Genomic DNA, 25089 nt, shown 5'->3' with positions numbered 1-25089 from the left:
CTAATACGCACCTGAATCCACAATTTTGTTCGTTTCCAGCACATTACAGTAGACCCTATCCGCCCTCCATGCTCATTTTCAGGTATAAAAATATTTGCAGATGCTCTCTGTCGCGGTAGTCTCATAAGGTTCGTTTATAGATTGACGGCAATGTGAGTGACCTTTTTCCATACTAATTATAAAAAGACAGTACAGACAGGAACACTATGGACTCCACGCTCATCTCCACGCGTCCCGATGAAGGAACGCTTTCGTTAAGTCGCGCCCGACGAGCTGCATTAGGCAGTTTTGCCGGTGCCGTCGTCGACTGGTACGATTTTTTACTCTATGGCATTACTGCAGCACTGGTATTTAATCGAGAGTTTTTCCCACAAGTGAGCCCGGCAATGGGAACTCTCGCAGCATTTGCCACTTTTGGCGTCGGATTCCTTTTCCGTCCACTTGGAGGTGTCATTTTCGGCCATTTTGGCGACCGCCTGGGGCGTAAGCGCATGTTGATGCTGACTGTCTGGATGATGGGGATCGCAACAGCATTGATTGGTATTCTTCCTTCATTCTCGACTATTGGCTGGTGGGCACCGATTTTACTGGTGACGCTGCGTGCTATTCAGGGATTTGCCGTCGGCGGAGAATGGGGAGGCGCAGCATTGCTGTCCGTTGAAAGCGCGCCGAAAAATAAAAAAGCCTTTTACAGTAGCGGTGTACAAGTTGGCTACGGTGTAGGGTTACTGCTTTCAACTGGACTGGTTTCTCTGATTAGTATGATGACGACTGACGAGCAGTTTTTGAGCTGGGGCTGGCGCATTCCTTTCCTGTTTAGCACCGTACTGGTGTTGGGGGCATTGTGGGTGCGTAATGGTATGGAGGAATCCGCTGAATTTGAGCAACAGCAACATAATCAAGCGGCAGTGAAAAAGCGAATCCCTGTTATCCAGGCACTGTTACTACATCCAGGGGCTTTTCTGAAGATTATTGCGCTGCGACTGTGCGAGTTGCTGACGATGTATATCGTTACCGCCTTTGCGCTTAACTACTCAACCCAGAATATGGGGCTGCCACGCGAATTATTCCTGAATATTGGTTTGCTGGTGGGAGGGTTAAGCTGCCTGACAATTCCCTGTTTTGCCTGGCTTGCCGATCGTTTTGGTCGCCGCAGGGTTTATATCACTGGCGCAGTTATCGGAACCTTAAGCGCGTTTCCTTTCTTCATGGCGCTCGAGGCTCAATCCATTTTCTGGATAGTCTTCTTCTCCATTATGCTGGCGAATATTGCGCATGACATGGTGGTTTGTGTGCAACAACCGATGTTCACAGAGATGTTTGGTGCCAGTTATCGCTACAGCGGCGCTGGGGTAGGATATCAAGTTGCCAGTGTGGTAGGTGGAGGATTTACCCCTTTTATTGCCGCCGCCCTCATTACTTATTTTTCCGGGGACTGGCATAGCGTCGCCATTTATTTGCTGGCTGGATGCCTGATTTCCGCAATGACCGCTTTGTTGATGAAAGACAATCAACGCATCTGATGGCCTGGCGAAGATCATTCGATCTTCGCCTTACACTTTTGTTTCACATTCCTGTGACATACTATCGGATGTGCGGTAATTGTATGGAACAGGAGACACACATGAATAATAAGGGCTCCGGTCTGACCCCAGCTCAGGCACTGGATAAACTTGACGCGCTGTATGAGCAATCTGTAGTCGCTTTACGCAATGCCATTGGCAACTATATTAAAAGTGGCGAATTACCTGATGAAAACGCCCGCAAACAAGGTCTTTTTGTCTATCCATCATTGACCGTGACCTGGGATGGCTGCGCCACAAATCCTCCCAAAACACGCGCATTTGGACGTTTTACTCACGCTGGCAGCTATACCACCACTATTACCCGCCCTGCTCTCTTTCGTTCGTATCTCAATGAACAACTAACGTTACTGTATCAAGATTATGGTGCGCACATCTCCGTGCAACCCTCGCAGCATGAAATCCCCTATCCCTATGTCATCGATGGCTCTGAACTGACACTTGATCGTTCGATGAGCGCCGGGCTAACTCGTTACTTCCCGACAACAGAACTGGCGCAAATTGGCGATGAAACTGCAGACGGCATTTATCATCCAACGGAATTTTCTCCGCTATCGCATTTTGATGCGCGCCGGGTCGATTTTTCCCTCGCGCGGTTACGCCATTATACCGGCACGCCAGTCGAACATTTTCAGCCGTTCGTTTTGTTTACCAACTACACACGTTATGTGGATGAATTCGTTCGTTGGGGGTGCAGCCAGATCCTCGATCCTGATAGTCCCTACATTGCTCTTTCCTGTGCTGGAGGGATATGGATCACCGCCGAAACAGAAGCACCTGAAGAAGCGATTTCTGATCTCGCATGGAAAAAACACCAGATGCCAGCATGGCATTTAATCACTGCCGATGGCCAGGGTATTACTCTGGTAAATATTGGTGTGGGGCCATCAAATGCTAAAACCATCTGCGATCATCTGGCGGTGCTACGCCCGGATGTCTGGCTGATGATTGGTCACTGCGGTGGATTACGTGAAAGCCAGTCCATTGGTGATTATGTACTTGCACATGCTTATTTACGCGATGACCACGTTCTTGATGCAGTTTTACCGCCCGATATCCCTATTCCCAGCATTGCTGAAGTGCAACGCGCGCTTTATGACGCCACCAAACTCGTCAGCGGCAGGCCGGGTGAGGAAGTTAAACAGCGGCTACGTACTGGCACTGTGGTAACTACTGATGACAGGAACTGGGAATTGCGTTACTCGGCTTCTGCACTTCGTTTTAACTTAAGTCGGGCCGTAGCGATTGATATGGAAAGTGCAACCATTGCAGCACAAGGATACCGTTTCCGCGTGCCATACGGGACGCTACTGTGTGTTTCAGATAAGCCATTGCATGGTGAGATTAAACTTCCCGGCCAGGCTAACCGTTTTTATGAAGGTGCGATTTCCGAACACTTGCAGATTGGCATCCGGGCAATTGATTTACTGCGCGCGGAAGGCGATCGACTGCATTCCCGTAAACTGCGCACCTTTAATGAGCCGCCGTTCCGATAATGAGCGAAGATCCTTTGCATCAAGAAAAGATGTGAAGGATTTTATAAGTAAAAAGCAAAAAGCCCGCTATAAAAGCGGGCTTTTCATAATTTGGCTCCTCTGACTGGACTCGAACCAGTGACATACGGATTAACAGTCCGCCGTTCTACCGACTGAACTACAGAGGAATCGTGAGAACGGGGCGAATATTAACGATGCCCATCTACATTGTCAAAGCCTGTTTTTTAATTTTGAAATCGTTTGCTGAAATATTCTGCGTTTTGTCGTTTATTCCGACACAACTGCCTTTTTTTCACACTTTTCATGTTCAGGGCGAGGATATTTCCATAGCCAGCGCCCGGTCACCATCCGCCAGTAAAACAACGCAGCACGCACGGCCCAGTCAGCAAACATCCCCATCCAAACGCCAACCACGCCCCAGCCAAGCATAATTCCCAGCGCATAACCTACTACCACTCGGCATCCCCACATACTCAACATAGATACCCACATAGCGTAGCGGGCATCACGAGCACCTTTAAAACCCGCAGGTAATACCCATGAGGCCGACCAAATAGGCATAAACAAAGCATTTAGCCAAATAAGAATCACAACCACGTGTTTAACCTGGGGATCTTGGGTATAAAATGACGCCATAACCCCGGCAAAGGGAGCCGTTAACCAGGCTATCGCCGTTAACCCAAGGGTGGACAACCAGAAAACATGCCTCAACTGTATTTCTGCTTGCGCTCTCTGCCCTACTCCCAGCCTTCGACCAGTAATTATTGTAGAAGCAGAACCGAGCGCACTCCCTGGTAAATTGATAAGAGCCGCAATCGAAAAAGCGATAAAATTTCCGGCAATAACGCTGGTTCCCATACCAGCAACAAACATTTGTGTTAATAACCGACCACTGGTAAACAATACTGATTCAACGCTCGCGGGAATACCAATCCCCATAACTTCCCAGATAATGCTGAAATTCAATGGCTTAAAATAGCTTTTTAACGAGATTCGTAGTGCAGGATTAAAGCCAATCGCCAGTACCCACAAAATTGCAATTGCGCCAATATAACGGGAAATAGTTAATCCTAGCCCTGCGCCAACAAACCCCAGCCCCTGCCAGGAGAAAAGCCCGTAAATCAATATACCGCTAATAATAATATTAAAAATATTCATGCTACCATTTATAAGTAGCGGTATTTTCGTATTCCCGGCGCCACGAAGTGCCCCACTGCCAATCAAGGTGATGGCAGCGGCTGGATAACTGAGCACCGTCAGTTCCAGATAAGTCAACGCCAGTGCTTTAACCTCTGTCGTGGCATCACCTGCAACAAAATCGATAATTTGTTCGCCAAAATGATGAATGAAAATTGCCAACAGCACGGCAAATAACGTCATGATCACCAATGATTGCCGTGTTGCTACTCTGGCTCGCCGTCGATCACGTTTACCGAGACTAAATGCCACAACGACAGTAGTACCAAGATCGATAGCTGCGAAAAAGGCCATAATGACCATGTTGAAGCTGTCCGCCAACCCAACGCCCGCCATTGCATCTTTTCCCAGCCAACTGACCAGAAAAGTGCTCAGCACGCCCATCAACAGGACACAGGCATTCTCCATAAAGATAGGAACAGCAAGCGGAGTTATCTCGCGCCAGAACAACACGTTGTAACTCTTACGTTTTGAGTGCCAGCGAGTGTGGCGAACAACCTGGCGTAAAGCTGAGAGGATATTCAAAGCCGACCTTAATTGCAGAAAGTGAAACCACATTTCAAATAATGAGGGAGAATCAGAAAAGCTGCAAAGATTTTCGCCGACAAATTGTCTGCAAATGCAACAAACTGTTGATAGAAACGGCAAACGGTTGATGAATTTAAAAAACAGGTTTGACAAATGATTTTTCGCCGTTAAGATGTGCCTCAACAGCGATTCCTCTGTAGTTCAGTCGGTAGAACGGCGGACTGTTAATCCGTATGTCACTGGTTCGAGTCCAGTCAGAGGAGCCAAATTATGAAAAGCCCGCTTTGATAGCGGGCTTTTTGCTATATCTGATAATCAATTTCCTCTTCACTATTTTCCATCACCTGCCGCTTAATATCCTCAACCGACAATCCAGCATTGCACAATTCCAGAAAACGCCAGACGTAGTTACGCTGTAGTTGTCCTCGTTTCAGTCCCAACCAGACGGTACTGGCATCGAAAAGATGCCGCGTATCCAGACGAATTAAATTCTCTTCCTCTTGCTCACCGCTGGATTGTTCGGCAACTAATCCTATCCCCAAACCGAGGGCGACATAGGTTTTGATGACATCAGAATCCTGCGCACTTAATACAATATCTGCCAGCAAACCTTTGCGGACAAAGGCGTCATCAATACGTGAGCGCCCCGTAATTCCCTGTCGGTAAGTGATCAACGGCCACTTCGCTATTGATTCCAGCGTCAATGGCGTAATTTGTGTTAAGGGATGATCGACAGGAACGAGCAAACTATGGTGCCAACGAAACCACGGGAAAGCGACGAGTTGGGGATCATTACTCAAACGCTCACTGGCTATACCAATATCAGCTCCGCCGTTTTGTAGCAGAGTCGCAATTTCCTGCGGCGTCCCCTGGATAAGCTCGAGTCGCACTTCGGGGAAAAGTTCGCGAAAGGCTTTAATGACCCCAGGCAAGCTGTAACGAGCCTGAGTATGCGTCGTTGCAATAGTGAGTACGCCAGATGTGTCGTTGGTAAACAGGTCTGCAAGCCGTCGAACATTACTGGCTTCATTCAGAATACGTTCTGCAATGACCAGTAATGCTTTGCCCGGTTCAGTCATGCCAAGCAGCCGCTTGCCACGACGAACGAATATTTCGATACCAAGTTCATCCTCCAGCTCTCGAATATGACGGCTGACACCTGACTGTGAGGTAAAGAGCATATTCGCGACCTCTGTCAGATTGTAATCCTGACGGGCAGCTTCGCGGATTATCTTTAGTTGTTGGAAATTCACGGTAAACTCCGGGCATATCAAACATCCATTATTGTTAGAGTCTAATGCCCGGCATAACAAATAATAAAAACCCGCATCTTATTCCATCCAGGTATAACGTTTAGCTCACCAATTGCCATTGTCTTTTTTCCATGGCTGGAGAACTAATCACTGACAATAATAGCTCTTTAACTGCCTGCGCCTGTGGCGATAAAACTGATCTGGTGGGTAAGTTTAATGACAACGAGAGATTCATTGAAGGCGTGGTAATACGTGACATCCAACCGTTAACTGCGGCACATAACGAACGTGCGGCCGATTCAGGTAATACTGCAACGCCCATACCGCTGGCAATCGCAGCGGTAAGCGTAGCGATAGACTCAATTTCACCGATGACTTTCGCTGTAAGCCGGCGCAGGGAAAAAGCTTCATCAACACGAAGTCTTACTACACTGTAATCGCTGGGAAGGAAGAGGTTCATTTGCGCTATCGCATTAACATCAACGCTTTGCCCTGGGCAATCCTGAGTTCCGACAAGATACAGATCCTCTTTTAACAAAGTCTGACTGGATACACCAGACACAGGGGAATGCTCATAAACCACCGCCATATCAAGCTGGTTGTTTATAAGTTTTTCGTTAAGCACAGCACCGCTATTTTCATGGAGATAGATAACGACCTCCGGAAATTCAGTGCGTACCGCCTGTAATAAAGGCATGGTGATAGATGACGCTGCGGTTCCTGGCGCAAAGCCAATCGAGACTTGACCTGACAATGTCTGACCTACATTATGCACCGCCAGTTGGGCCTGTTCACACTGACGTAAAATTGCCCGCGCATGGGTATAGAGAATTTTTCCGGCGTCTGTCGGCGTAACGCCACGTTTTGTGCGAATCAAAAGTTGCTGATTTAGCTCACCTTCCAGCGTGGCAACCTGCTGACTGAGCGCAGGCTGTGCTATATGCAATACTTCCGCAGCCTGAGTCAGGCTACCAATATCTACAATTTTGACGAAGTATTTCAAGCGTCTAAAGTTCATGGTGCCTCCGGTTTTTTTAAGCGTCAGCCCGAGTGCCGACATTACTAACAACCAGATTGCAAGATACTTGCCAGTTTCGTTTTGGCGTTGATACGAAAGCTAATCGCCCGTCAAATAAGAGATTATGATTGTTTCGTCATTGGCGCTTTAAGCCAGGAGAAGCATTCCCTGCCCCATGAAAGGATGTCATGCACCACGATGGAACATGATTAAAAAGATTGAAAGTTCATCATTTTGTTGAAATTGGCAGCAAACGAACAAAAAAATGCATTTCCCCCTTTGACATCGCCATGTACTGCCATTAATATGCGCCCCGTTCTCACGATTCCTCTGTAGTTCAGTCGGTAGAACGGCGGACTGTTAATCCGTATGTCACTGGTTCGAGTCCAGTCAGAGGAGCCAAATTCAAAAAAGCCTGCTTTAGAGCAGGCTTTTTGCTTTTTATACAACAGCTATTTTAAAACATCTGCTTTGAGCCAGAGTTAATTTGTACTGGCATTCCCGATCGACGTTGCAACGCAGCATTCGCGCGATTCACATCAACTTCTTGCCCGTTGATAAACGCCCGCAAGGAAGGCGTCACCGGCAATGGCACTTTTCGGTCGGACTCATATTCTGCACGATTGCGCGACAGCGGCTCATGAACTTCCAGCCACTTTGAACCATCCGGCTCCGTTGTGTATTTCACTGGCTGATCAATAAGTTGCACGCGCGTCCCTACCGGAACATTATCAAACAGATATTTGATATCGTCATTGCGCAGACGAATACAACCCTGACTTACCCGTAGGCCAATCCCAAAATTGGCATTAGTACCGTGAATGGCATATAACCTGCCGATATAAATAGCGTACAACCCCATAGGATTATCGGGTCCGGCTGGGACAAATGCAGGCAGACTCTCCCCACGCTTTGCATATTCACGACGAGTGTTAGGGGTTGGCGTCCAGGTTGGTGCTTCTTGTTTACGCTCAACGGCTGTCACCCAATTACGCGGGGTTTCTCGTCCAGCCTGACCAATACCAATAGGAAACACTTCCACAGTATTACTGTCTGGTGGGTAGTAATACAGACGCATCTCGGCGACATTAACCACAATCCCTTTTCGCACAGTGGCGGGTAAAATCAGTTGCTGCGGAATGGTGAGCTGCGAACCAGACTTCGGCAAGAAAACATCAGCCCCCGGATTCGCTTCCAGCATATTACTCAGCCCTTGTCCGTACTGCGCGGCAAAAGTTTCCAGCGGCTGGGTATTGTGATCGGGAACCGTTACTGTAAGTTGCTGCCCCACTAAACGACTCCCCTCTGGGGGTAATGGATAAGTTACCGCCAGGCTATTATGACTGGCAAAAAGCAGAGCAAATGAACAAAGAATATTTACACGACGCATCATATCCCTTTCCTAAGTCGCGAAAGCCATCCGATAAGTATAGCTTTTATCAGACTTTTCGTTTTTTACTGCTCAATTCAGAAGTTGTATTCCCCGGTAGAATAATGTTGCTGGCAGCAAGTTCGCCCATGTTGTTGTATATCGCGCAAGCAGCTTCGATGATGGGTATCGCCAGCGCCGCACCACTCCCCTCACCTAAACGCATTTCCATATTGATATACGGCTCCAGCTCCAAATGTGCCAACGCAATACGCGCCCCTTTTTCTGCCGACAAATGGGAAGGAATAAGATACGGTTTGATTGCAGGTGACATCTGGCACGCAGCAAGCGCGGCGGCATAAGAAAGAAAGCCATCCAGCAACACGGGTAAACCACAGGAAGCGGCTCCTGAGATCACGCCAGCCATTCCGACCAAATCAAATCCACCAACTTTTGCCAGTACATCAACACCATCCAGCGGATTCGGTTGATTCAACGTAATTGCCCGACGAACAACATCAACTTTGTTTGCCAGTTTATCTGTCGGCAGATTTGCGCCAATACCAACCACTTCTTCGGGATCGCGTCCAGTAATTGTGCTGACTATCGCCGCAGCCGGCGTCGTGTTTGCCATTCCCAGCTCACCCACGCCAAACAACGTGACGCCATTTTTCGCCAGTTCACGCGTATAACGAATGACTTCCAGAAGCAACTCTTCAACCTGACAGCGGCTCATTGCAGGACCTGAAGCTATATTGCCGCTACCTCGAGCGACACGCATGTTGATAAGTCCGGGTATTGGCTCCGCAGTATCTATCCCTACATCAATTACATGAACTTTAGCCCCCGCCTGTGCTGCCAGGACACACACGCCGGTTGTTCCGCGTGTCATATTTTCAGCCTGAATGGCTGTCACCGCTTTCGGGGAAATAGCGACACCTTCATCCCAGACGCCGTGATCGGCACACATAACCACTACCGCTTTTTTACCCACATGAGGAACACCATTCAGCCCCGGCATTCCTGCCAGTTGTACGGCAAGCGCCTCCAGCCTCCCCAGACTACCGACGGGTTTGAGTAACCCGTCAATATGCCGTTGTGCGCGCGACATAGCAGCATGATCGATGGCCGGGATCGTATTCAGTAAATCGGCAAGTGTTTGCATGTTGCGTCTCTTTATAGCAGCGCCAGCAGAAAGACCAGCTCACCAAGCTCTATGGCAGCTCCCAGCGTATCGCCGGTTTGCCCGCCCAGTGTACGTTTGAAAAGCTGACCGAGGACGAAAATTGCCACCATCGTCACCACCATAGCAGCCACACCATGCATACCAGGCAGTAATACAGCAGCAAAAATTACGGCTAAGCCTAGTGTGACGCAGGTTTGTCGCCCATCAATTTTGCCAATGAACACATTGCCAAGCCCTTCTTCCCGGGCATAACGATGACGATACATCAATAATGCGGCAGTACCACGGCTGACAGCACATGCTGCAGCCAGCGATGCCAGGATAGGCTCACCACGCAGAGCCAGTTCGCTCAAAATCAAAATCTTTCCCAGCACAACAAAAATCAATGCCAGACCGCCGTGGGTGCCTAAACGGCTATCACGCATGATTTCCAACATACGATCTCGGCTACGTGCAGAAAATACACCATCACAGGTATCTGCCAGACCGTCCAGGTGGAATCCCCCTGTCATCAGCGCCAGAACCAGCACGCTAAATAGTGCCGCCAGGGGTACACCACACCATACCTGCAACACCATGAAGACCAGCCCACTAATCGCACCAAGCAATAACCCAATTAAGGGAAAAGTAATGATACCGCGAGAATAATGTTCGAAATCCAGCCCCTGGGACCAACGACGCGGTACAGGCAGACGCGTAATGAAAGAGAGCATCGCCCAAAATAATTTACTCATTTGATTTTTACTCCAATACCCGAAACCACCAGCCATACTTCATCTGCCGCAGCGGCCAGTTGCTGATTCACTCGCCCGGCAATATCACGAAAATGTCGCGCCAGACGATTCTCCGGCACAATACCCATTCCCACTTCATTGGTCACTAATACGACCTTTGCAGGGCAACGTTGACAGGCAGCAATCAACAACTGAATCTCGCCATTTATCGCTTGCTCCATCGCCACATAATCCCATCCTTCAGGATCTTTATCGCCGCCATAATCAAACAACAGATTAGTCACCATTGTCGTAATGCATTCCAGCAACACAGCGTTCTGCGGATTAATGTCTGCATTAATTAACTCATCAAGCTGCTGCCAGCGTTCCACCGTGTGCCAATGCGCCGGACGCCCCTGCCGATGATGCTCAATCCGTGCCGCCATCTCATCATCAAGGATTTGCGAAGTGGCGATATACAGAACCTGTGGAGTATCCCCAATAAGCGCCTCGGCGTGCCGACTCTTCCCGCTCCGTGCACCACCTGTCACCAAAATCATCATACGGACTCCTGGTTCAATTGTATGATGGTATTCATTGACCAGAACCATCGTTGCTGATCGTAATAACATTTCCGCAATTAATACTGCGCGTAATGAAAATAAAAATCCAGCGTTCTCAATCCATTACGAACGAAGGCGGTGTTGTGAAATAGTCCGATTTCCCTGTGTAAACTTCTGGCAGAATGTGTCATTGGCAATATTTTCACTGCGTTGACATATTTCATTCAGATAATGGATTAATGCTACTGCACCACCAGCCGAACCAGCCAGCAAACGGGCATTATGCCGTGTGATTACGATTACCGTCGCGCCATCAGGATGAGAGAAATTTTCTGGTATGGAGACCCTGTTTTCAGCAATCAATAACAGCACTGAATAATCGGTATACGCGTCTGATAACGATTGAACAGCCCCACCTTTAAAAGGCAAGAAACCTTGCTGCCAGTCCTCACCAACAAAACAGGTCATTGGCAACATTTCAGCCAGATATTTCGCCAGATTAATATCGCCAGAGGAGAGGCAAAAAAGGGCTATCGATTCGGGTTTTATCGTTTTCATATCCCCCGTCCTCCGCTTCGTTTCCTGTAATGACGGTCAGGCTGATATACCATGAAAAACGATTGCCGCGCATTGAGAGCAGCCCAGGTGCCTGTCGGCACTACAATGAAGGAACTAAATGATGCCGCCATACCCTGATCCTCTCAGGGTGGTAGGGGTATAAAGACGCGCCAATACTCAACCGGGCGCTTCCGGACAACCCACTTCCCACCGAAGTTGTTGGTATTGACTGACAGGCTGGTCTTCTGGCTTCGCATCATCCTTCCCCGGCCTTCCCAATCTCGCGATCAGTGGTATTTTCGGGGTTGTCAGCATTACAGCAGCGGGGGCTGCGAGGGATTTTCACCCTCTTCCCAGGCACAAATGTGCCGAACCTGTCAGCGTATGTTATGAGCTGATCTCACTTATCCCATAACACGTAAATAACGTTAATTAATATTGCCAGCGTCTATTTAATCATCCCTCATTTTCCACATTAATTTTATGCTGTTTCCGCTGCTACATTTTCACTAATTTGCTGACGATATACCTGCGGAGTCACCTGATACGTCTGGCGAAAAACTTTGCAGAAATAACTGGTTTGTGAGAAGCCTAAATTACGCGCGATACTGGCGATACTCCAGTCACTATGGCACAGCAGCTCACGCGCGCTGGCCATTCGTTGTTGGTTTACCCACGCATTAAAACCAATCCCATGATATTTCTTAAACAACTTACTGAAATAATAAGGACTTAGATAAACATGCGAGGCAACATCTTCCAGACGCAAATCGTCTGACAAATGTGCATCGATATAGCGCAATGCTTTTTTCATTTTATTATCATGGGGATTAGGCGCACGGGTCTGACGAACTGAACCCGAATGAGGTTTATTCTCTTTAATAACGACAAAATTGAGTTGCTTTTTGAGGCAATTTTCCACAATCAACTTCAATAAATCAGCAGAGGCCATAACTCTCGAGTAATCCATCTCAGGAACTTTGCGAAATTCATTAAGTAGTTCTGGGTCGGCTTGCCAACAATCATCGACATTCAGAATATTGATCAAATCAACATCATCATTACGCAGGCGAACTTGTCCACACAACACAAAGCCGACTAAATGCCCGGCAATCACCAGAGGAATAGAGAAATCAGTTAACCCTGCATGACAGCGGTAAATACAAGGCTGATCTGATTTAGAGGCTTCCAGACCACCACAACGATCGCTCATGCGACAGCGAGTGCTAAGCTGAGGGTGTTGGCGCATCATCTGACAAAATGGAGTGAAGTTAAACAGCTCGGAGATTTCATCACCGTGGATATTGACCACGACAACCGCAAGACTAGTCGCCTGCGCAAAATCCTGTGCGATTTTATTAATGAGTTCTGAATTAAGTGTCGCCGCAGAAATCATGATAAAACCTCCCAGTTAATTTATTGTTATGGTAAAACAATTGTTTTACATTTAATCTTCACATCATCCTTAATGATTTACTGACGAGAAGCAAAACGGACAATAACAAAAGCCTCCATGAAGCGGGAGACTTTTTAATAAGTTCGGAAAGCAGATCACAAACACTAAAAAAATAAACGTTTATAACTGCCAGGCTATTTCACTATTCGCTGTTCTCTTTAGGCGTAACACTATTGACAGGTAAATTTTGTGCAATAAGAAAGCGATAAATCGCCGCGCCAGCACAGGCTCCAATGACCGGAGCAATAATGGGTACAATGAAATAAGGAATATTACGTCCGCCAGTCATCGCAATTTCTCCCCAACCAGCAAGCCAGGTGAAAATTTTTGGTCCAAAATCACGCGCTGGATTCATGGCAAAACCGGTTAATGATCCGGTAGAAGCACCAATAACAGCAACCAGAATACCAATAAGTAAAGGCGCAAGCGGCCCTTTGGGTACGCCATTGCCGTCATCGGTCAACGCCATAATCAACCCCATTAACATGGACGTTATGACCACTTCAACCAAGGCAGCCTGCCATACATTTATCGCTGCTGCCGGGTAAGTACTGAAGATACTGGCGAGTTGTAAACTTTCTGCACTACCACGAACCATATTGTGAGCAGATTCAAAATCGGCAAACAAATTGCTGTATAAAAAATATGCCAGAACTGCGCCACCAAAGGCTCCCGCTAATTGCGCCACACAAAATGGCAGCACTTTACGACCAGGAAAAGCGGCAAACAACCACAAAGCAATAGTAACCGCCGGGTTAAGATGAGCACCGGAAATGCCTGCCGTAAGGTAAACAGCAAGTGAAATACCTAACCCCCAAATAATACAAATTTCCCACAGTCCCAGGCTTGCACCGGCAAGTTTTAGGGCACACAAACAACCAATGCCAAAAAAGAGGAACAGTCCGGTGCCCAAAAACTCGGCAACGCATTGCGCCTTGAGTGAATCATTCATACTGACACCTTTTTCACAGAGTTTTTTCTTTATCAGCCAACAATGCGCTGATTGTTGTGTATATCGAACGCAACTATAAAAATTGCGCGGGAAAAAATATTGCCAACATGCATGTCAGATTCGTGGAAAAATAGTGTTGCTATAGCAAATTATTGTCATTGCTATAGCATTCACTACAGCAATCATCACTATTGGCGTTATATATATCGCCAATCTGATACAATAAAAAATTGCCATGCCTGCATAATAAAATTTAAACAAATATCACAGTTAATTTCAGAAAACCAAACTCGACGAAGTATTATTTCAAATTAAAACACCGTCCCCAATGCAATTAATTCACATTAAACCACGTCAAAAACAACCAATAAATGAATAACATATAATCTCTGAAAGCAATTTTATAATATTTGCCCTCTATTAATTTTTCTCATTAGCGATTAAGTCAGCCATTCTTTTTCCTCGCTTTTTTTTATAGTCATATCGTCAAAAAATCCAGGCGAGGTCTTTATGCAACAAGAAGCGTTAGGAATGGTAGAAACCAAAGGATTAACTGCCGCCATAGAGGCCGCAGACGCCATGGTGAAGTCGGCAAATGTATTGCTGGTCGGCTACGAAAAAATTGGTTCCGGGCTGGTGACCGTCATCGTTCGTGGTGATGTCGGGGCGGTTAAAGCGGCAACAGATGCAGGTGCCGTCGCTGCGCGTAATGTCGGCGAAGTGAAAGCCGTACACGTTATCCCCCGCCCACATACCGATGTCGAAAAAATCTTACCAAAGGGAATTAACCCATGAGCAGCAGTGAACTGGTCGAACAGATCATGGCGCAGGTCATCGCACGCGTAGCGACACCGAAGCATGAGGTTCTCCCGGAAACCAATCATCAAACACGAGAGACGGCTATGGCAGAAAAAAGCTGCACGTTAACGGAATTTGTTGGCACCGCTATTGGCGACACTGTAGGTCTGGTCATTGCAAACGTTGATAGCGCCCTATTGGACGCGATGAAACTTGAAAAACGCTATCGCTCCATTGGCATTCTGGGCGCACGTATTGGTGCAGGGCCACACATTATGGCCGCTGATGAAGCCGTAAAAGCCACCAACACCGAAGTTATTAGCATTGAACTTCCTCGCGATACTAAAGGCGGTGCCGGACACGGCTCGTTAATCCTTTTAGGTGGCAACGATGTTTCCGACGTGAAACGCGGTATTGAAGTTGCTCTAAAAGAACTCGACAGAACCTTTGGTGATGTCTATGCCAACGAAGCCGGACATCTGGAACTGCAATATACCGCCCGCGCCAGCTATGCACTGGAAAAAGCGTTTGGCGCACCACTGGGTCGCGCTTGCGGCGTTATTGTCGGCGCTCCTGCCGCTGTGGGTGTTCTGATGGCCGATACCGCCCTGAAGTCCGCCAATGTGGATGTCGTGGCATACAGCTCCCCGGCTCATGGCACCAGCTTTAGCAATGAGGTCATCCTGATTATCTCAGGAGACTCCGGCGCAGTCCGTCAGGCGGTCATCTCCGCACGCGAAATCGGTAAAACCGTACTTTCGACTCTCGGCGATACACCGAAAAACGATCGCCCTTCCTACATCTGAATTCCCTGAGGCAGATTCATGAGATCGAAAAGATTTGAAGCACTGGCAAAACGCCCGGTCAACCAGGACGGTTTCGTTAAAGAGTGGATTGAAGAAGGCTTCATTGCGATGGAAAGCCCGAACGATCCTAAACCGTCAATCAAAATTGTTAACGGCGTCGTCACCGAACTGGATGGGAAACCTGCCAGCCAGTTTGACCTGATCGACCATTTTATCGCCCGCTACGGTATCAATCTCGCGCGCGCCGAAGAAGTCATCGCAATGGATTCGGTTAAACTTGCCAATATGTTGTGCGATCCAAATGTCAAACGTAGCGATATTGTTCCCTTGACCACTGCGATGACGCCCGCCAAAATCGTCGAAGTGGTTTCACAGATGAACGTGGTAGAGATGATGATGGCGATGCAGAAAATGCGCGCTCGTCGAACACCATCGCAACAGGCTCACGTCACCAACATCAAAGACAATCCGGTACAAATTGCTGCCGACGCGGCTGAAGGCGCATGGCGCGGATTTGACGAACAGGAAACCACCGTTGCCGTTGCTCGCTATGCACCGTTCAACGCCATCGCTCTTCTGGTCGGTTCACAGGTAGGACGCCCGGGCGTGTTGACCCAGTGTTCACTGGAGGAAGCCACCGAACTGAAACTCGGTATGTTAGGCCATACCTGCTACGCCGAAACGATTTCTGTCTACGGCACGGAACCTGTTTTCACCGACGGCGACGATACACCGTGGTCAAAAGGATTTCTCGCGTCATCTTATGCTTCTCGCGGCTTAAAAATGCGCTTTACTTCCGGCTCCGGCTCTGAAGTGCAGATGGGCTATGCGGAAGGTAAATCAATGCTTTACCTTGAGGCTCGTTGCATTTACATCACCAAAGCCGCAGGTGTTCAGGGTCTACAGAACGGTTCCGTAAGCTGCATCGGCGTTCCATCGGCAGTGCCGTCAGGCATCCGCGCAGTGCTGGCGGAAAACTTAATTTGTTCATCACTGGATCTGGAATGCGCCTCCAGTAATGACCAGACCTTTACCCACTCAGATATGCGCCGTACCGCACGTTTTCTGATGCAGTTTCTGCCAGGCACCGACTTTATCTCTTCCGGTTTTTCCGCTGTGCCGAACTACGACAACATGTTTGCTGGTTCAAACGAAGATGCCGAAGACTTCGATGATTACAACGTCATTCAACGTGACCTCAAGGTTGATGGTGGCCTGCGACCAGTGCGCGAAGAAGATGTTATCGCTATCCGCAATAAAGCCGCACGCGCTTTACAGGCTGTTTTTGCCGGTATGGGATTACCCCCTATCACCGATGAAGAGGTCGAAGCGGCAACCTATGCCCACGGTTCGAAAGATATGCCAGAGCGCAACATCGTGGAAGACATCAAGTTCGCCCAGGAAATTATCAATAAAAACCGTAACAGCCTGGAAGTGGTGAAAGCCCTGGCGCAAGCCGGTTTTACCGATGTCGCCCAGGACATGCTCAACTTGCAAAAAGCAAAACTGACCGGCGACTATCTCCATACCTCCGCCATTATCGTCGATGACGGACAAGTGCGCTCTGCGGTCAATGACGTCAATGATTACGCCGGACCGGCTACAGGTTATCGCCTGCAAGGGGAACGCTGGGAAGAGATCAAAAATATTCCCGGTGCACTTGATCCCAACGATATTGACTAAGGGTGAGAAATGGAAATTAACGAAAAATTACTACGTCAGATAATCGAAGACGTGCTGGCAGAAATGCAAACCAGCGATAAGTCCGTTTCATTTCGCGCACCGGTCTCTTCCGCACCGGATAGCGAAAGTTTTCTGACCGAAATTGGCGAAGCCCAACAAGGCACTCAGCAAGATGAAGTTATTATCGCTGTAGGCCCGGCGTTTGGCCTGGCGCAAACCGTCAATATCATCGGTATTCCGCATAAAAACATATTGCGCGAAGTGATTGCCGGTATCGAAGAAGAAGGTGTTAAAGCCCGTGTGATTCGCTGCTTTAAATCGTCTGATGTTGCCTTCGTGGCGGTTGAAGGCGATCGTCTCAGCGGTTCCGGCATTGCTATTGGTATTCAGTCAAAAGGCACCACAGTTATCCACCAGCAAGGTCTTCCTCCCTTGTCTAACCTGGAACTTTTTCCACAAGCACCTTTGCTGACGCTGGAAACTTATCGCCAGATTGGCAAAAACGCCGCGCGTTATGCGAAGCGCAAGTCTCCACAACCTGTTCCGACCCTCAACGATCAAATGGCGCGGCCGAAATACCAGGCCAAGTCCGCCATCTTACATATCAAAGAGACTAAGTACGTGGTCACTGGCAAAAAACCGCAAGAACTGCGCGTGACGTTTTAACAAAGGAAACCTTCATGAATACCGATGCAATTGAGTCGATGGTCAGGGACGTGTTGAACCGAATGAACAGTCTCCAGGATACAGCTCCTGTCTCTGCGCCATCCCACTCATCAACACTGAACGCAAAAGTGAGTGATTACCCGCTGGCAAATAAACATCCAGAATGGGTCAAAACGGCGACGAATAAAACGCTCGACGATTTCACCCTGGAAAATGTACTCAGCGATAAAGTCACCGCCCAGGACATGCGCATAACCCCGGAAACGTTGCGCATTCAGGCCGCAATTGCCAGAGATGCTGGACGCGATCGCCTGGCGATGAATTTTGAACGCGCCGCCGAGCTTACCTCAGTGCCGGATGATCGCATCCTCGAAATCTACAATGCGTTACGCCCTTATCGTTCGACTAAGCAAGAACTCATTGCCATTGCCGACGATCTTGAGCGTTGTTATCAGGCCAGAATTTGTGCCGCTTTTGTCCGTGAAGCTGCGGAACTCTATGTCGAGCGTAAAAAACTGAAAGGCGACGATTAAGGGCGAACTATGCGATATATAGCAGGCATTGATATCGGCAACTCATCCACAGAGGTTGCGCTGGCAACACTCAGTGCGTCTGGCGAATTGTCGTTCGTGAGCAGCGCCCTGGCAGAAACCACCGGAATCAAAGGTACGTTGCGTAACGTACATGGCATTCAGGAGGCACTCGCGCAGGCAACGAAAAAAGTCGGCATCAATGTTAGCGATATTTCGCTTATTCGTATCAACGAAGCAACCCCGGTCATTGGCGATGTGGCGATGGAAACCATTACGGAAACCATTATCACTGAATCAACCATGATCGGTCACAACCCGAAAACTCCAGGCGGAGTGGGGCTGGGTGTAGGACTCACCATCACTCCGCAAGAGTTGTTAACACGCCCGGCGGACACACCGTACATTCTGGTCGTGTCATCGGCTTTTGATTTTGCCGATATCGCAACCATGATAAATGCCTCCGTGCGTGCCGGATATCAGCTGACAGGCGTTATTCTGCAACGCGACGATGGCGTGCTGGTCAGTAACCGACTGGAAAACCCTTTACCCATTGTTGATGAAGTCCTCTACATCGATCGTATTCCGCTCGGCATGTTAGCTGCTATTGAAGTCGCTGTTCCCGGGAAAGTTATCGAAACCCTTTCTAACCCATATGGGATTGCCACCGTTTTCGCCCTCAATGCTGAAGAGACTAAAAATATCGTTCCTGTCGCACGGGCGCTAATCGGCAACCGTTCAGCTGTGGTCGTGAAAACGCCTTCTGGCGACGTTAAAGCCCGTTCGATACCCGCCGGAAATATCGAGTTTCTTTCTGCCGGGCGCACAACTCGGGTTGATGTTGCCGCTGGTGCCGATGCAATAATGAAAGCAGTCGGTGAATGCCCAAAACTGGAAAATGTGACGGGCGAACCGGGCACCAACATCGGCGGGATGCTGGAAAATGTTCGCCAGACCATGGCGGAGCTGACCAATAAACCCAGCAACGAAATTTTTATTCAGGATTTATTGGCGATAGATACCTCAGTTCCCGTCAGCGTTACCGGTGGTCTGGCAGGCGAATTTTCACTGGAACAGGCTGTTGGTATAGCGTCAATGGTGAAATCCGACCGTCTGCAAATGGCGATGATCGCCAGTGAAATTAAGCAAAAACTGCATGTTGATGTTCAGGTCGGAGGCGCAGAAGCAGAGGCAGCCATTCAGGGAGCGTTAACTACCCCAGGAACTACACGTCCCCTGGCAATTCTGGACTTAGGCGCAGGTTCTACCGATGCCTCCATCATCAATCAAAAAGGAGAAATGATTGCCACTCACCTTGCGGGAGCGGGCGACATGGTGACGATGATTATCGCCAGGGAACTGAGCTTAAATGATCGCTATCTGGCAGAAGAGATCAAAAAACACCCACTAGCAAAAGTAGAAAGCCTGTTCCACTTACGCCATGAAGACGGCAGCGTTCAGTTCTTCCCTACTCCACTATCCCCTCAGGTATTTGCCCGCGTTTGTGTGGTGAAACCCGACGAACTGGTGCCCATTCCCGGTGATATAACGCTGGAAAAAGTGCGAACCATTCGTCGCAGTGCAAAAGAGCGGGTCTTCGTAACGAACGCCCTGCGCGCACTACGTCAGGTGAGTCCTGGTGGAAATATTCGCAACATTCCGTTCGTCGTTCTGGTGGGCGGCTCTTCACTGGATTTCGAAGTCCCGCAGTTAGTCACCGATGCGTTGGCACATTATCGACTGGTCGCAGGGCGCGGGAATATCCGTGGTAGAGAAGGCCCGCGCAATGCGGTGGCTACCGGGCTACTCATCTCCTGGCACAAGGCGTCGGTTCATGGAAAGTAAAGAGCGAGCACCAACCATTGTCGTCACTGAAATCGGTGACTGTATCAATAAATGGAATGAGGTTCTTCTTGGCATTGAAGAGGAAGGTATTCCCTTTCGCATTCAACACATTCCATCAGGTGAAATCATCGATAGCGCCTGGCAGGCTGCTCGTCAGTCTCCCCTGTTGGTTGGCATAGCCTGTGACCAGGAAAAACTGATTGTGCATTACAAAAACTTACCGGCATCAGAGCCACTGTTTACGCTGATGCATCAACAAGATAACCATGCCCGGCGCAGCACCGGCAATAACGCAGCCCGGCTGGTCAAAGGGATTCCCTTCAAGGAATACCACTCATAATCCACAGGAGAAACACCGTATGAATAACGCACTGGGACTGGTTGAAACAAAAGGGTTAGTCGGCGCGATTGAAGCCGCAGACGCCATGGTTAAATCCGCCAACGTACAACTGGTCGGCTATGAAAAGATTGGTTCAGGTCTGATCACAGTGATGGTGCGCGGCGATGTTGGCGCAGTAAAAGCCGCCGTTGACGCGGGGAGCGCCGCCGCAAGCGCCGTTGGCGAAGTGAAATCCTGCCATGTCATCCCACGACCGCACAGCGATGTTGAGGCCATTTTACCAAAATCTGCATAACCCAATTCGCTAAGGAGCACAGCGTGAAGCAATCACTGGGATTACTTGAAGTCAGTGGTCTGGCACTCGCCATCAGTTGCGCGGATGTTATGGCAAAAGCCGCGTCCATCACGCTGGTTGGTCTTGAGAAGACCAATGGCTCAGGCTGGACGCTCATTAAAATCACCGGTGACGTCGCCTCGGTTAATGCAGCGATCGAGACGGGTGCCAGCTTCGCCGGGCAGCGAAATGGCTTTGTCGCGCACAAAGCAATTGCCCGTCCGGGAGAGGGAATACTGTCCCGCACAACAGAAGCATTGAATGTAAGGGTTGAAGCTAGCGAAACACCAGCAGCCACAGTCACCCCGGAGAGTATCAGTTGTAATTTGTGTCTTGATCCGGCGTGTCAACGGCAAAAAGGTGAGCCACGTTCACTTTGCCTCCACTCCGATAAGCGAGAGGAGTAACAATGGACAAACAAACCTTGCAAGAAACAGTGAGCCAGGTTCTGGATGAGATGCGCGAGCGCCCTATCCCTCTGGGCGTCTCCAGTCGTCATATTCACCTTTCAACTGCGGATTATGTGCGCCTTTTTCCTGAACAACCGATCAGCGAGAAAAAACCGTTATTGCAACCAGGTCAATTCGCTGCTGAACAAGTTGTTACGCTGGTGGGACCAAAAGGCAAATTGCACAACGTTCGCTTGTTGGGACCGCTACGCAACGCAAGCCAGGTGGAAATTTCCCGGACAGATGCCAGAACGTTGGGGATCACCGCTCCGCTACGCATGTCAGGCGATCTCAGCGGCACACCGGGGATTCGGCTGATAAGTCCGTTTGCCGAACTGGAAATCGCTTCTGGCGTAATTGTCGCGCAACGGCATATCCATATGTCTCCGCTTGATGCCCTGATTTATGGCGTTACGCATGGCGATAAAGTGGCGGTCGCCATTGAAGGTGATGAGCGACGACTGATATTCGATAACGTGGCTGTTCGCGTCTCACCGGATATGCGTCTTGAAATGCATATTGACACCGACGAAGCCAACGCTGCAGGCGCTGATAATCCTGACGTTTTTGCCATGCTGGTGGCGCTGCCATGAATCATGTGCTGATGCAACGCATTGTTGACGAAGTGATTTTTCGCCTGAAACAACGTGCGGAAAAAACACTCACGCTGACCGTTTCGCAACTGCGAGAAGCCAGCGTTCACAAGATAGTTCATCAGTATGCATCGTTACAAATTCGATACGTCGATCTGCCGTTGTTGCGACAGCTTGCAGAGAACGATACGTCAGGCGGAGCAGTAACCCACCTTCACGAGGCGTTAGCATGGGGAATGCACCTTCAATTATCGTTGCAGCGTCATTTACTGAACACCATTGAATTGAAGACTCTCGCCCGTCTACCGCTAAGCTGGTGCGACGAACAAGGACAACCAATCCACCTTCATCGTGGTCGACTTTTAAGTTATGCCGATGTAGCACCGTTATGCGCGGGGATACTGGTACTACAGCGGAAATGTTGTGTGACCGCACTTGCGCGTGAAGCGGCAATTACCCGAAACATTCAGTTAATCAGGCAGGAGTAACCCATGCATCTGGCTCGAGTCACCGGCGCGGTGGTATCCACGCAAAAATCACCTTCTCTGATCGGGAAAAAACTGCTGTTGGTTCGCCGGGTCAGTGCCGACGGCGAATTGCCTCTCACACCGTTAACCGGCGACGAAGTTGCCGTTGATTCAGTCGGCGCAGGCGTTGGTGAACTGGTACTCCTCAGCAGCGGCTCCAGCGCCAGATATGTTTTTTCCGGCTCCAACGAAGCCATTGATCTGGCAGTGGTCGGCATTGTCGATACGCTTTCACGCTAAGGACTTTAACGATGGCGGTTTATACCCGAACAGGTGATTCAGGAAGTACGTCTCTATTTACCGGACAGCGTGTCAGTAAAACTCATCGACGTGTCAAAACCTATGGCACGCTGGATGAGCTAAACGCAACACTCAGTCTGTGTTATTGCGCCACCTCCATCGAAAGCCATCGCATCTTACTGGAAGCTATTCAGCAACAAATATTTTGGTTTAGCGCCGAGCTCGCCAGTGAAAGCGAACAGCCGTCAGCGCAGCAGCGTTACATCGGAACAGAAGAAATTGCCGCGCTGGAAAAAGCGATCGACAGCGCAATGAACGCTGTCCCTCCAGTTCACAGCTTCATACTGCCTGGTCGTTGTGAAGCCGCGAGCCGTATGCATGTCGCCCGCACGGTAGCCCGGCGGGCTGAAAGACTTCTGGTTGAACTGACAACGGAAGCCACCGTCCGCCATGTTTTGTTGCACTATATCAACCGACTTTCCGATTGCTTGTATGCCCTCGCCCGCGTGGAAGACAACGTTGTTCATCAAAACCTGATGATTCGGGAAATCACAAAACGTTATCACGAAGCCAATCACACTCCAGCATTGAAGGAACGCACGATGCCGCTCACTTTTCAGGATCTTCACCAGCTCATTCGTAGTGCGGCAATACGCGCGGATGAACTACATATTCCCGTTGTCATCAGCATTGTTGATGCCAACGGGACAGAAAGTGTTACCTGGCGGATGCCCGATGCACTGCTGGTCAGCAGTGAGCTGGCACCGAAAAAAGCCTGGACCGCCGTGGCGATGAAAACGGCAACACACAAACTTGCTGACGCCGTACAACCCGGAGCGCCACTTTACGGGCTCGAAAGCCATATGCAAGGCAAAGTCGTCACTTTTGGTGGTGGTTTTCCTCTCTGGCGAGACGGGATATTGCTTGGGGGACTTGGCATCAGCGGTGGTAGCGTTGAACAAGATATGGATATTGCACAAGCCGCAATGGCAGCAATTAATGCAGGAGCAAACCAATGAATACGACTGAATTAGAAATGATTATCCGCAATATCCTGCGCGAAAAACTGATGCCCAGCGCCTTACAAATACAAAGAAATGGTATTTTCCAGACTGTCGATGAGGCCGTCTGCGCTGCACACCAGGCCTTTTTGCGCTTTCAACAGTGTCCGCTTAAAACCCGCAGCGCCATTATCAGCGCCATTCGCGAAGAATTAACGCCCCGCCTTACCGAACTGGCAGAAGAAAGCGCCAGCGAAACGGGGATGGGAAATAAAGAAGATAAGTATCTAAAAAACAAAGCGGCACTTGATAACACACCAGGAATTGAAGATTTAACCACCACGGCACTAACCGGTGATGGTGGCATGGTTTTATTTGAATACTCTCCGTTTGGTGTTATTGGCTCGGTCACGCCGAGTACCAATCCTACGGAAACCGTCATTAATAACAGCATCAGCATGTTGGCAGCAGGCAATAGCATCTACTTCAGTCCTCATCCAGGAGCCAAAAACGTATCGCTGAAACTCATTGCCATAATCGAAGACATCGCGTTTCGCTGTAGTGGCATTCATAACCTGATCGTTACCGTAACTGAACCGACCTTTACAGCCACCGAACAGATGATGGCGCACCCTAAAATCAGCGTTCTGGCGATTACCGGCGGTCCGGGTATCGTCGCGATGGGAATGAAAAGTGGTAAGAAAGTGATTGGTGCCGGTGCGGGTAACCCGCCGTGTATCGTCGATGAAACGGCGGATATTGTGAAAGCCGCCGAAGACATCATCAACGGCGCTTCTTTCGATTACAACCTGCCATGTATCGCTGAAAAAAGCCTGATTGTCGTAGCGTCAGTGGCAGAGTATTTAATTCAACAGATGCAAAGTTTTGGCGCATTTCTTCTTAACCATCAGCAAACTGAAAAATTGCGCGCCGTTTGTCTGCCCGACGGCGTCGCCAACAAAAAACTGGTCGGAAAAAGCCCATGCCATCTTCTGGAAGCGGCTGGAATTCCTCTACCGCAGAAAATGCCACGATTACTGATTGCCGTTGTTGACGCCGATGATAACTGGGTTACCTGTGAACAACTGATGCCGATGCTACCCATTGTAAAAGTCAACGATTTTGACAGCGCCCTCACCCTGGCGCTGAAAGTCGAAGACGGTTTGCACCACACGGCAATTATGCACTCGCAGAACGTCTCACGACTCAACCTTGCTGCGCGCGTTATGCAAACCTCAATCTTTGTCAAAAACGGCCCCTCCTGGGCGGGTATTGGCGTCGGCGGCGAAGGCTTTACGACCTTCACCATTGCTACACCGACTGGCGAAGGGACAACGTCAGCACGGACTTTTGCCCGCTCACGACGCTGCGTGTTAACCAGTGGCTTTTCCATTCGCTAGAGAAA

At 49.1% G+C, this 25089-nt stretch carries 26 protein-coding genes, 3 tRNA genes and 1 riboswitch; of the genes, 18 read left to right on the top strand and 11 right to left on the bottom strand.

The window, feature by feature from the left end; all coding sequences use genetic code 11:
• The first annotated feature begins 206 nt into the window (after window positions 1-206).
• A complete protein-coding gene (gene shiA, locus A7098_RS18880; RefSeq protein ID WP_021550951.1) occupies window positions 207-1523 on the top strand; it encodes a shikimate transporter in 1317 nt (438 codons plus the stop codon).
• A 101-nt stretch (window positions 1524-1624) separates the two neighbouring features.
• On the top strand, window positions 1625-3079 hold the full coding sequence (amn, locus tag A7098_RS18875; RefSeq protein ID WP_001060235.1) for an AMP nucleosidase: 1455 nt from the start codon (window positions 1625-1627) through the stop codon (window positions 3077-3079).
• 91 nt (window positions 3080-3170) lie between these two features.
• Here amn and A7098_RS18870 read toward each other — a convergent pair.
• Together A7098_RS18870 and yeeO are read right to left on the bottom strand one after the other, a co-directional pair.
• Window positions 3171-3246 (bottom strand) — tRNA-Asn (locus tag A7098_RS18870).
• 100 nt (window positions 3247-3346) lie between these two features.
• Window positions 3347-4834 (bottom strand): toxic metabolite efflux MATE transporter YeeO, encoded by a 1488-nt coding sequence (gene yeeO / locus A7098_RS18865; protein ID WP_105281273.1) that lies wholly within the window; start codon window positions 4832-4834, stop codon window positions 3347-3349.
• A gap of 160 nt (window positions 4835-4994) precedes the next feature.
• On the opposite strand from yeeO, the gene A7098_RS18860 reads away from it, so the two are divergent.
• A tRNA-Asn gene (locus tag A7098_RS18860) sits at window positions 4995-5070 on the top strand.
• A 36-nt stretch (window positions 5071-5106) separates the two neighbouring features.
• On the opposite strand, the gene cbl is transcribed toward A7098_RS18860, so the two are convergent.
• The gene (gene cbl / locus A7098_RS18855) at window positions 5107-6057 is read right to left on the bottom strand and encodes an HTH-type transcriptional regulator Cbl (protein ID WP_105281272.1); all 951 of its coding nucleotides are present in this window, start codon (window positions 6055-6057) and stop codon (window positions 5107-5109) included.
• 100 nt (window positions 6058-6157) lie between these two features.
• Entirely contained in the window at window positions 6158-7075 is a 918-nt protein-coding gene (gene nac, locus A7098_RS18850; RefSeq protein ID WP_105281276.1) for a nitrogen assimilation transcriptional regulator NAC, read from the bottom strand.
• A gap of 326 nt (window positions 7076-7401) precedes the next feature.
• On the opposite strand from nac, the gene A7098_RS18845 reads away from it, so the two are divergent.
• Window positions 7402-7477, top strand: a tRNA-Asn gene (locus tag A7098_RS18845).
• A gap of 55 nt (window positions 7478-7532) precedes the next feature.
• On the opposite strand, the gene ldtA is transcribed toward A7098_RS18845, so the two are convergent.
• The 7 genes from ldtA to pduF all read right to left on the bottom strand — a co-directional run bounded on the left by ldtA (window position 7533) and on the right by pduF (window position 13872).
• Complete coding sequence (ldtA, locus tag A7098_RS18840) at window positions 7533-8468, bottom strand: L,D-transpeptidase (RefSeq protein ID WP_000986313.1); 936 nt, start codon at window positions 8466-8468, stop codon at window positions 7533-7535.
• A gap of 46 nt (window positions 8469-8514) precedes the next feature.
• Window positions 8515-9609 carry a nicotinate-nucleotide--dimethylbenzimidazole phosphoribosyltransferase gene (cobT, locus tag A7098_RS18835; protein ID WP_105281271.1) on the bottom strand — a complete coding sequence of 365 codons (1095 nt, stop codon included), beginning with the start codon at window positions 9607-9609 and terminating at the stop codon, window positions 8515-8517.
• Between the two features lie 11 nt (window positions 9610-9620).
• Window positions 9621-10364, bottom strand: coding sequence for an adenosylcobinamide-GDP ribazoletransferase (cobS, locus tag A7098_RS18830; protein ID WP_010347019.1), 744 nt, complete (start codon window positions 10362-10364; stop codon window positions 9621-9623).
• On the bottom strand, window positions 10361-10906 hold the full coding sequence (gene cobU, locus A7098_RS18825) for a bifunctional adenosylcobinamide kinase/adenosylcobinamide-phosphate guanylyltransferase (protein WP_000973181.1): 546 nt from the start codon (window positions 10904-10906) through the stop codon (window positions 10361-10363). Before cobU ends, cobS begins: the two co-directional genes overlap by 4 nt.
• Window positions 10907-11029: 123 nt before the next feature.
• Entirely contained in the window at window positions 11030-11464 is a 435-nt protein-coding gene (locus A7098_RS18820) for a cobalamin biosynthesis protein (protein ID WP_105281270.1), read from the bottom strand.
• Window positions 11465-11681: 217 nt separating this feature from the next.
• Window positions 11682-11857: riboswitch (cobalamin riboswitch) on the bottom strand.
• Window positions 11858-11945: 88 nt separating this feature from the next.
• Window positions 11946-12860 carry a regulatory protein PocR gene (pocR, locus tag A7098_RS18815; RefSeq protein WP_000622042.1) on the bottom strand — a complete coding sequence of 305 codons (915 nt, stop codon included), beginning with the start codon at window positions 12858-12860 and terminating at the stop codon, window positions 11946-11948.
• Between the two features lie 202 nt (window positions 12861-13062).
• Entirely contained in the window at window positions 13063-13872 is an 810-nt protein-coding gene (gene pduF, locus A7098_RS18810) for a propanediol diffusion facilitator PduF (RefSeq protein ID WP_105281269.1), read from the bottom strand.
• Between the two features lie 510 nt (window positions 13873-14382).
• Between pduF and pduA the strand changes: the two genes are divergently transcribed.
• From pduA to pduP, 14 genes are read left to right on the top strand one after another with little or no spacing between them, the layout of a single operon-like run.
• Window positions 14383-14667 (top strand): propanediol utilization microcompartment protein PduA, encoded by a 285-nt coding sequence (gene pduA / locus A7098_RS18800; protein ID WP_001183616.1) that lies wholly within the window; start codon window positions 14383-14385, stop codon window positions 14665-14667.
• Window positions 14664-15476 (top strand): propanediol utilization microcompartment protein PduB, encoded by an 813-nt coding sequence (gene pduB / locus A7098_RS18795; protein WP_000098932.1) that lies wholly within the window; start codon window positions 14664-14666, stop codon window positions 15474-15476. Before pduA ends, pduB begins: the two co-directional genes overlap by 4 nt.
• Window positions 15477-15494: 18 nt before the next feature.
• The gene (pduC, locus tag A7098_RS18790; protein ID WP_105281268.1) at window positions 15495-17159 is read left to right on the top strand and encodes a propanediol dehydratase large subunit PduC; all 1665 of its coding nucleotides are present in this window, start codon (window positions 15495-15497) and stop codon (window positions 17157-17159) included.
• A gap of 9 nt (window positions 17160-17168) precedes the next feature.
• Window positions 17169-17825, top strand: coding sequence for a propanediol/glycerol family dehydratase medium subunit (locus tag A7098_RS18785; RefSeq protein WP_105281267.1), 657 nt, complete (start codon window positions 17169-17171; stop codon window positions 17823-17825).
• A gap of 14 nt (window positions 17826-17839) precedes the next feature.
• Window positions 17840-18358, top strand: a complete 519-nt coding sequence (gene pduE / locus A7098_RS18780) for a propanediol dehydratase small subunit PduE (protein ID WP_001090588.1) — start codon at window positions 17840-17842, stop codon at window positions 18356-18358.
• A 9-nt stretch (window positions 18359-18367) separates the two neighbouring features.
• Entirely contained in the window at window positions 18368-20200 is a 1833-nt protein-coding gene (locus A7098_RS18775; protein ID WP_105281266.1) for a diol dehydratase reactivase subunit alpha, read from the top strand.
• A complete protein-coding gene (locus A7098_RS18770) occupies window positions 20190-20540 on the top strand; it encodes a glycerol dehydratase reactivase beta/small subunit family protein (protein ID WP_000444018.1) in 351 nt (116 codons plus the stop codon). Before A7098_RS18775 ends, A7098_RS18770 begins: the two co-directional genes overlap by 11 nt.
• 19 nt (window positions 20541-20559) lie before the next feature.
• Complete coding sequence (gene pduJ / locus A7098_RS18765; RefSeq protein ID WP_001057752.1) at window positions 20560-20835, top strand: propanediol utilization microcompartment protein PduJ; 276 nt, start codon at window positions 20560-20562, stop codon at window positions 20833-20835.
• A 23-nt stretch (window positions 20836-20858) separates the two neighbouring features.
• A complete protein-coding gene (locus tag A7098_RS18760) occupies window positions 20859-21281 on the top strand; it encodes a BMC domain-containing protein (protein ID WP_105281265.1) in 423 nt (140 codons plus the stop codon).
• 2 nt (window positions 21282-21283) lie between these two features.
• Window positions 21284-21916 (top strand): phosphate propanoyltransferase, encoded by a 633-nt coding sequence (locus tag A7098_RS18755; RefSeq protein WP_000361049.1) that lies wholly within the window; start codon window positions 21284-21286, stop codon window positions 21914-21916.
• Complete coding sequence (gene pduM, locus A7098_RS18750) at window positions 21913-22404, top strand: microcompartment protein PduM (RefSeq protein ID WP_032225597.1); 492 nt, start codon at window positions 21913-21915, stop codon at window positions 22402-22404. Before A7098_RS18755 ends, pduM begins: the two co-directional genes overlap by 4 nt.
• Before the next feature lie 3 nt (window positions 22405-22407).
• Window positions 22408-22683, top strand: coding sequence for a EutN/CcmL family microcompartment protein (locus tag A7098_RS18745; RefSeq protein WP_105281264.1), 276 nt, complete (start codon window positions 22408-22410; stop codon window positions 22681-22683).
• A gap of 11 nt (window positions 22684-22694) precedes the next feature.
• Window positions 22695-23702, top strand: a complete 1008-nt coding sequence (pduO, locus tag A7098_RS18740) for a two-domain cob(I)yrinic acid a,c-diamide adenosyltransferase PduO (protein WP_105281263.1) — start codon at window positions 22695-22697, stop codon at window positions 23700-23702.
• Complete coding sequence (gene pduP / locus A7098_RS18735; protein ID WP_105281262.1) at window positions 23699-25084, top strand: CoA-acylating propionaldehyde dehydrogenase PduP; 1386 nt, start codon at window positions 23699-23701, stop codon at window positions 25082-25084. Before pduO ends, pduP begins: the two co-directional genes overlap by 4 nt.
• Window positions 25085-25089 lie beyond the last annotated feature (5 nt).

It is taken from the genome of Escherichia sp. MOD1-EC7011, from assembly GCF_002965005.1.
In the GTDB taxonomy this organism is placed as follows: Bacteria; Pseudomonadota; Gammaproteobacteria; order Enterobacterales; family Enterobacteriaceae; genus Escherichia; species Escherichia ruysiae.
This window is presented reverse-complemented; position numbering and strand designations above follow the sequence as displayed.

Coding starts and splice junctions, on each gene's coding strand:
- shiA (WP_021550951.1), top strand. CDS start 207: ATGGACTCCACGCTCATCTCCACGCGTCCCGATGAAGGAACGCTTTCG.
- amn (WP_001060235.1), top strand. CDS start 1,625: ATGAATAATAAGGGCTCCGGTCTGACCCCAGCTCAGGCACTGGATAAA.
- yeeO (WP_105281273.1), bottom strand. CDS start 4,834: ATGTGGTTTCACTTTCTGCAATTAAGGTCGGCTTTGAATATCCTCTCA.
- nac (WP_105281276.1), bottom strand. CDS start 7,075: ATGAACTTTAGACGCTTGAAATACTTCGTCAAAATTGTAGATATTGGT.
- ldtA (WP_000986313.1), bottom strand. CDS start 8,468: ATGATGCGTCGTGTAAATATTCTTTGTTCATTTGCTCTGCTTTTTGCC.
- cobT (WP_105281271.1), bottom strand. CDS start 9,609: ATGCAAACACTTGCCGATTTACTGAATACGATCCCGGCCATCGATCAT.
- cobS (WP_010347019.1), bottom strand. CDS start 10,364: ATGAGTAAATTATTTTGGGCGATGCTCTCTTTCATTACGCGTCTGCCT.
- cobU (WP_000973181.1), bottom strand. CDS start 10,906: ATGATGATTTTGGTGACAGGTGGTGCACGGAGCGGGAAGAGTCGGCAC.
- A7098_RS18820 (WP_105281270.1), bottom strand. CDS start 11,464: ATGAAAACGATAAAACCCGAATCGATAGCCCTTTTTTGCCTCTCCTCT.
- pocR (WP_000622042.1), bottom strand. CDS start 12,860: ATGATTTCTGCGGCGACACTTAATTCAGAACTCATTAATAAAATCGCA.
- pduF (WP_105281269.1), bottom strand. CDS start 13,872: ATGAATGATTCACTCAAGGCGCAATGCGTTGCCGAGTTTTTGGGCACC.
- pduA (WP_001183616.1), top strand. CDS start 14,383: ATGCAACAAGAAGCGTTAGGAATGGTAGAAACCAAAGGATTAACTGCC.
- pduB (WP_000098932.1), top strand. CDS start 14,664: ATGAGCAGCAGTGAACTGGTCGAACAGATCATGGCGCAGGTCATCGCA.
- pduC (WP_105281268.1), top strand. CDS start 15,495: ATGAGATCGAAAAGATTTGAAGCACTGGCAAAACGCCCGGTCAACCAG.
- A7098_RS18785 (WP_105281267.1), top strand. CDS start 17,169: ATGGAAATTAACGAAAAATTACTACGTCAGATAATCGAAGACGTGCTG.
- pduE (WP_001090588.1), top strand. CDS start 17,840: ATGAATACCGATGCAATTGAGTCGATGGTCAGGGACGTGTTGAACCGA.
- A7098_RS18775 (WP_105281266.1), top strand. CDS start 18,368: ATGCGATATATAGCAGGCATTGATATCGGCAACTCATCCACAGAGGTT.
- A7098_RS18770 (WP_000444018.1), top strand. CDS start 20,190: ATGGAAAGTAAAGAGCGAGCACCAACCATTGTCGTCACTGAAATCGGT.
- pduJ (WP_001057752.1), top strand. CDS start 20,560: ATGAATAACGCACTGGGACTGGTTGAAACAAAAGGGTTAGTCGGCGCG.
- A7098_RS18755 (WP_000361049.1), top strand. CDS start 21,284: ATGGACAAACAAACCTTGCAAGAAACAGTGAGCCAGGTTCTGGATGAG.
- pduM (WP_032225597.1), top strand. CDS start 21,913: ATGAATCATGTGCTGATGCAACGCATTGTTGACGAAGTGATTTTTCGC.
- A7098_RS18745 (WP_105281264.1), top strand. CDS start 22,408: ATGCATCTGGCTCGAGTCACCGGCGCGGTGGTATCCACGCAAAAATCA.
- pduO (WP_105281263.1), top strand. CDS start 22,695: ATGGCGGTTTATACCCGAACAGGTGATTCAGGAAGTACGTCTCTATTT.
- pduP (WP_105281262.1), top strand. CDS start 23,699: ATGAATACGACTGAATTAGAAATGATTATCCGCAATATCCTGCGCGAA.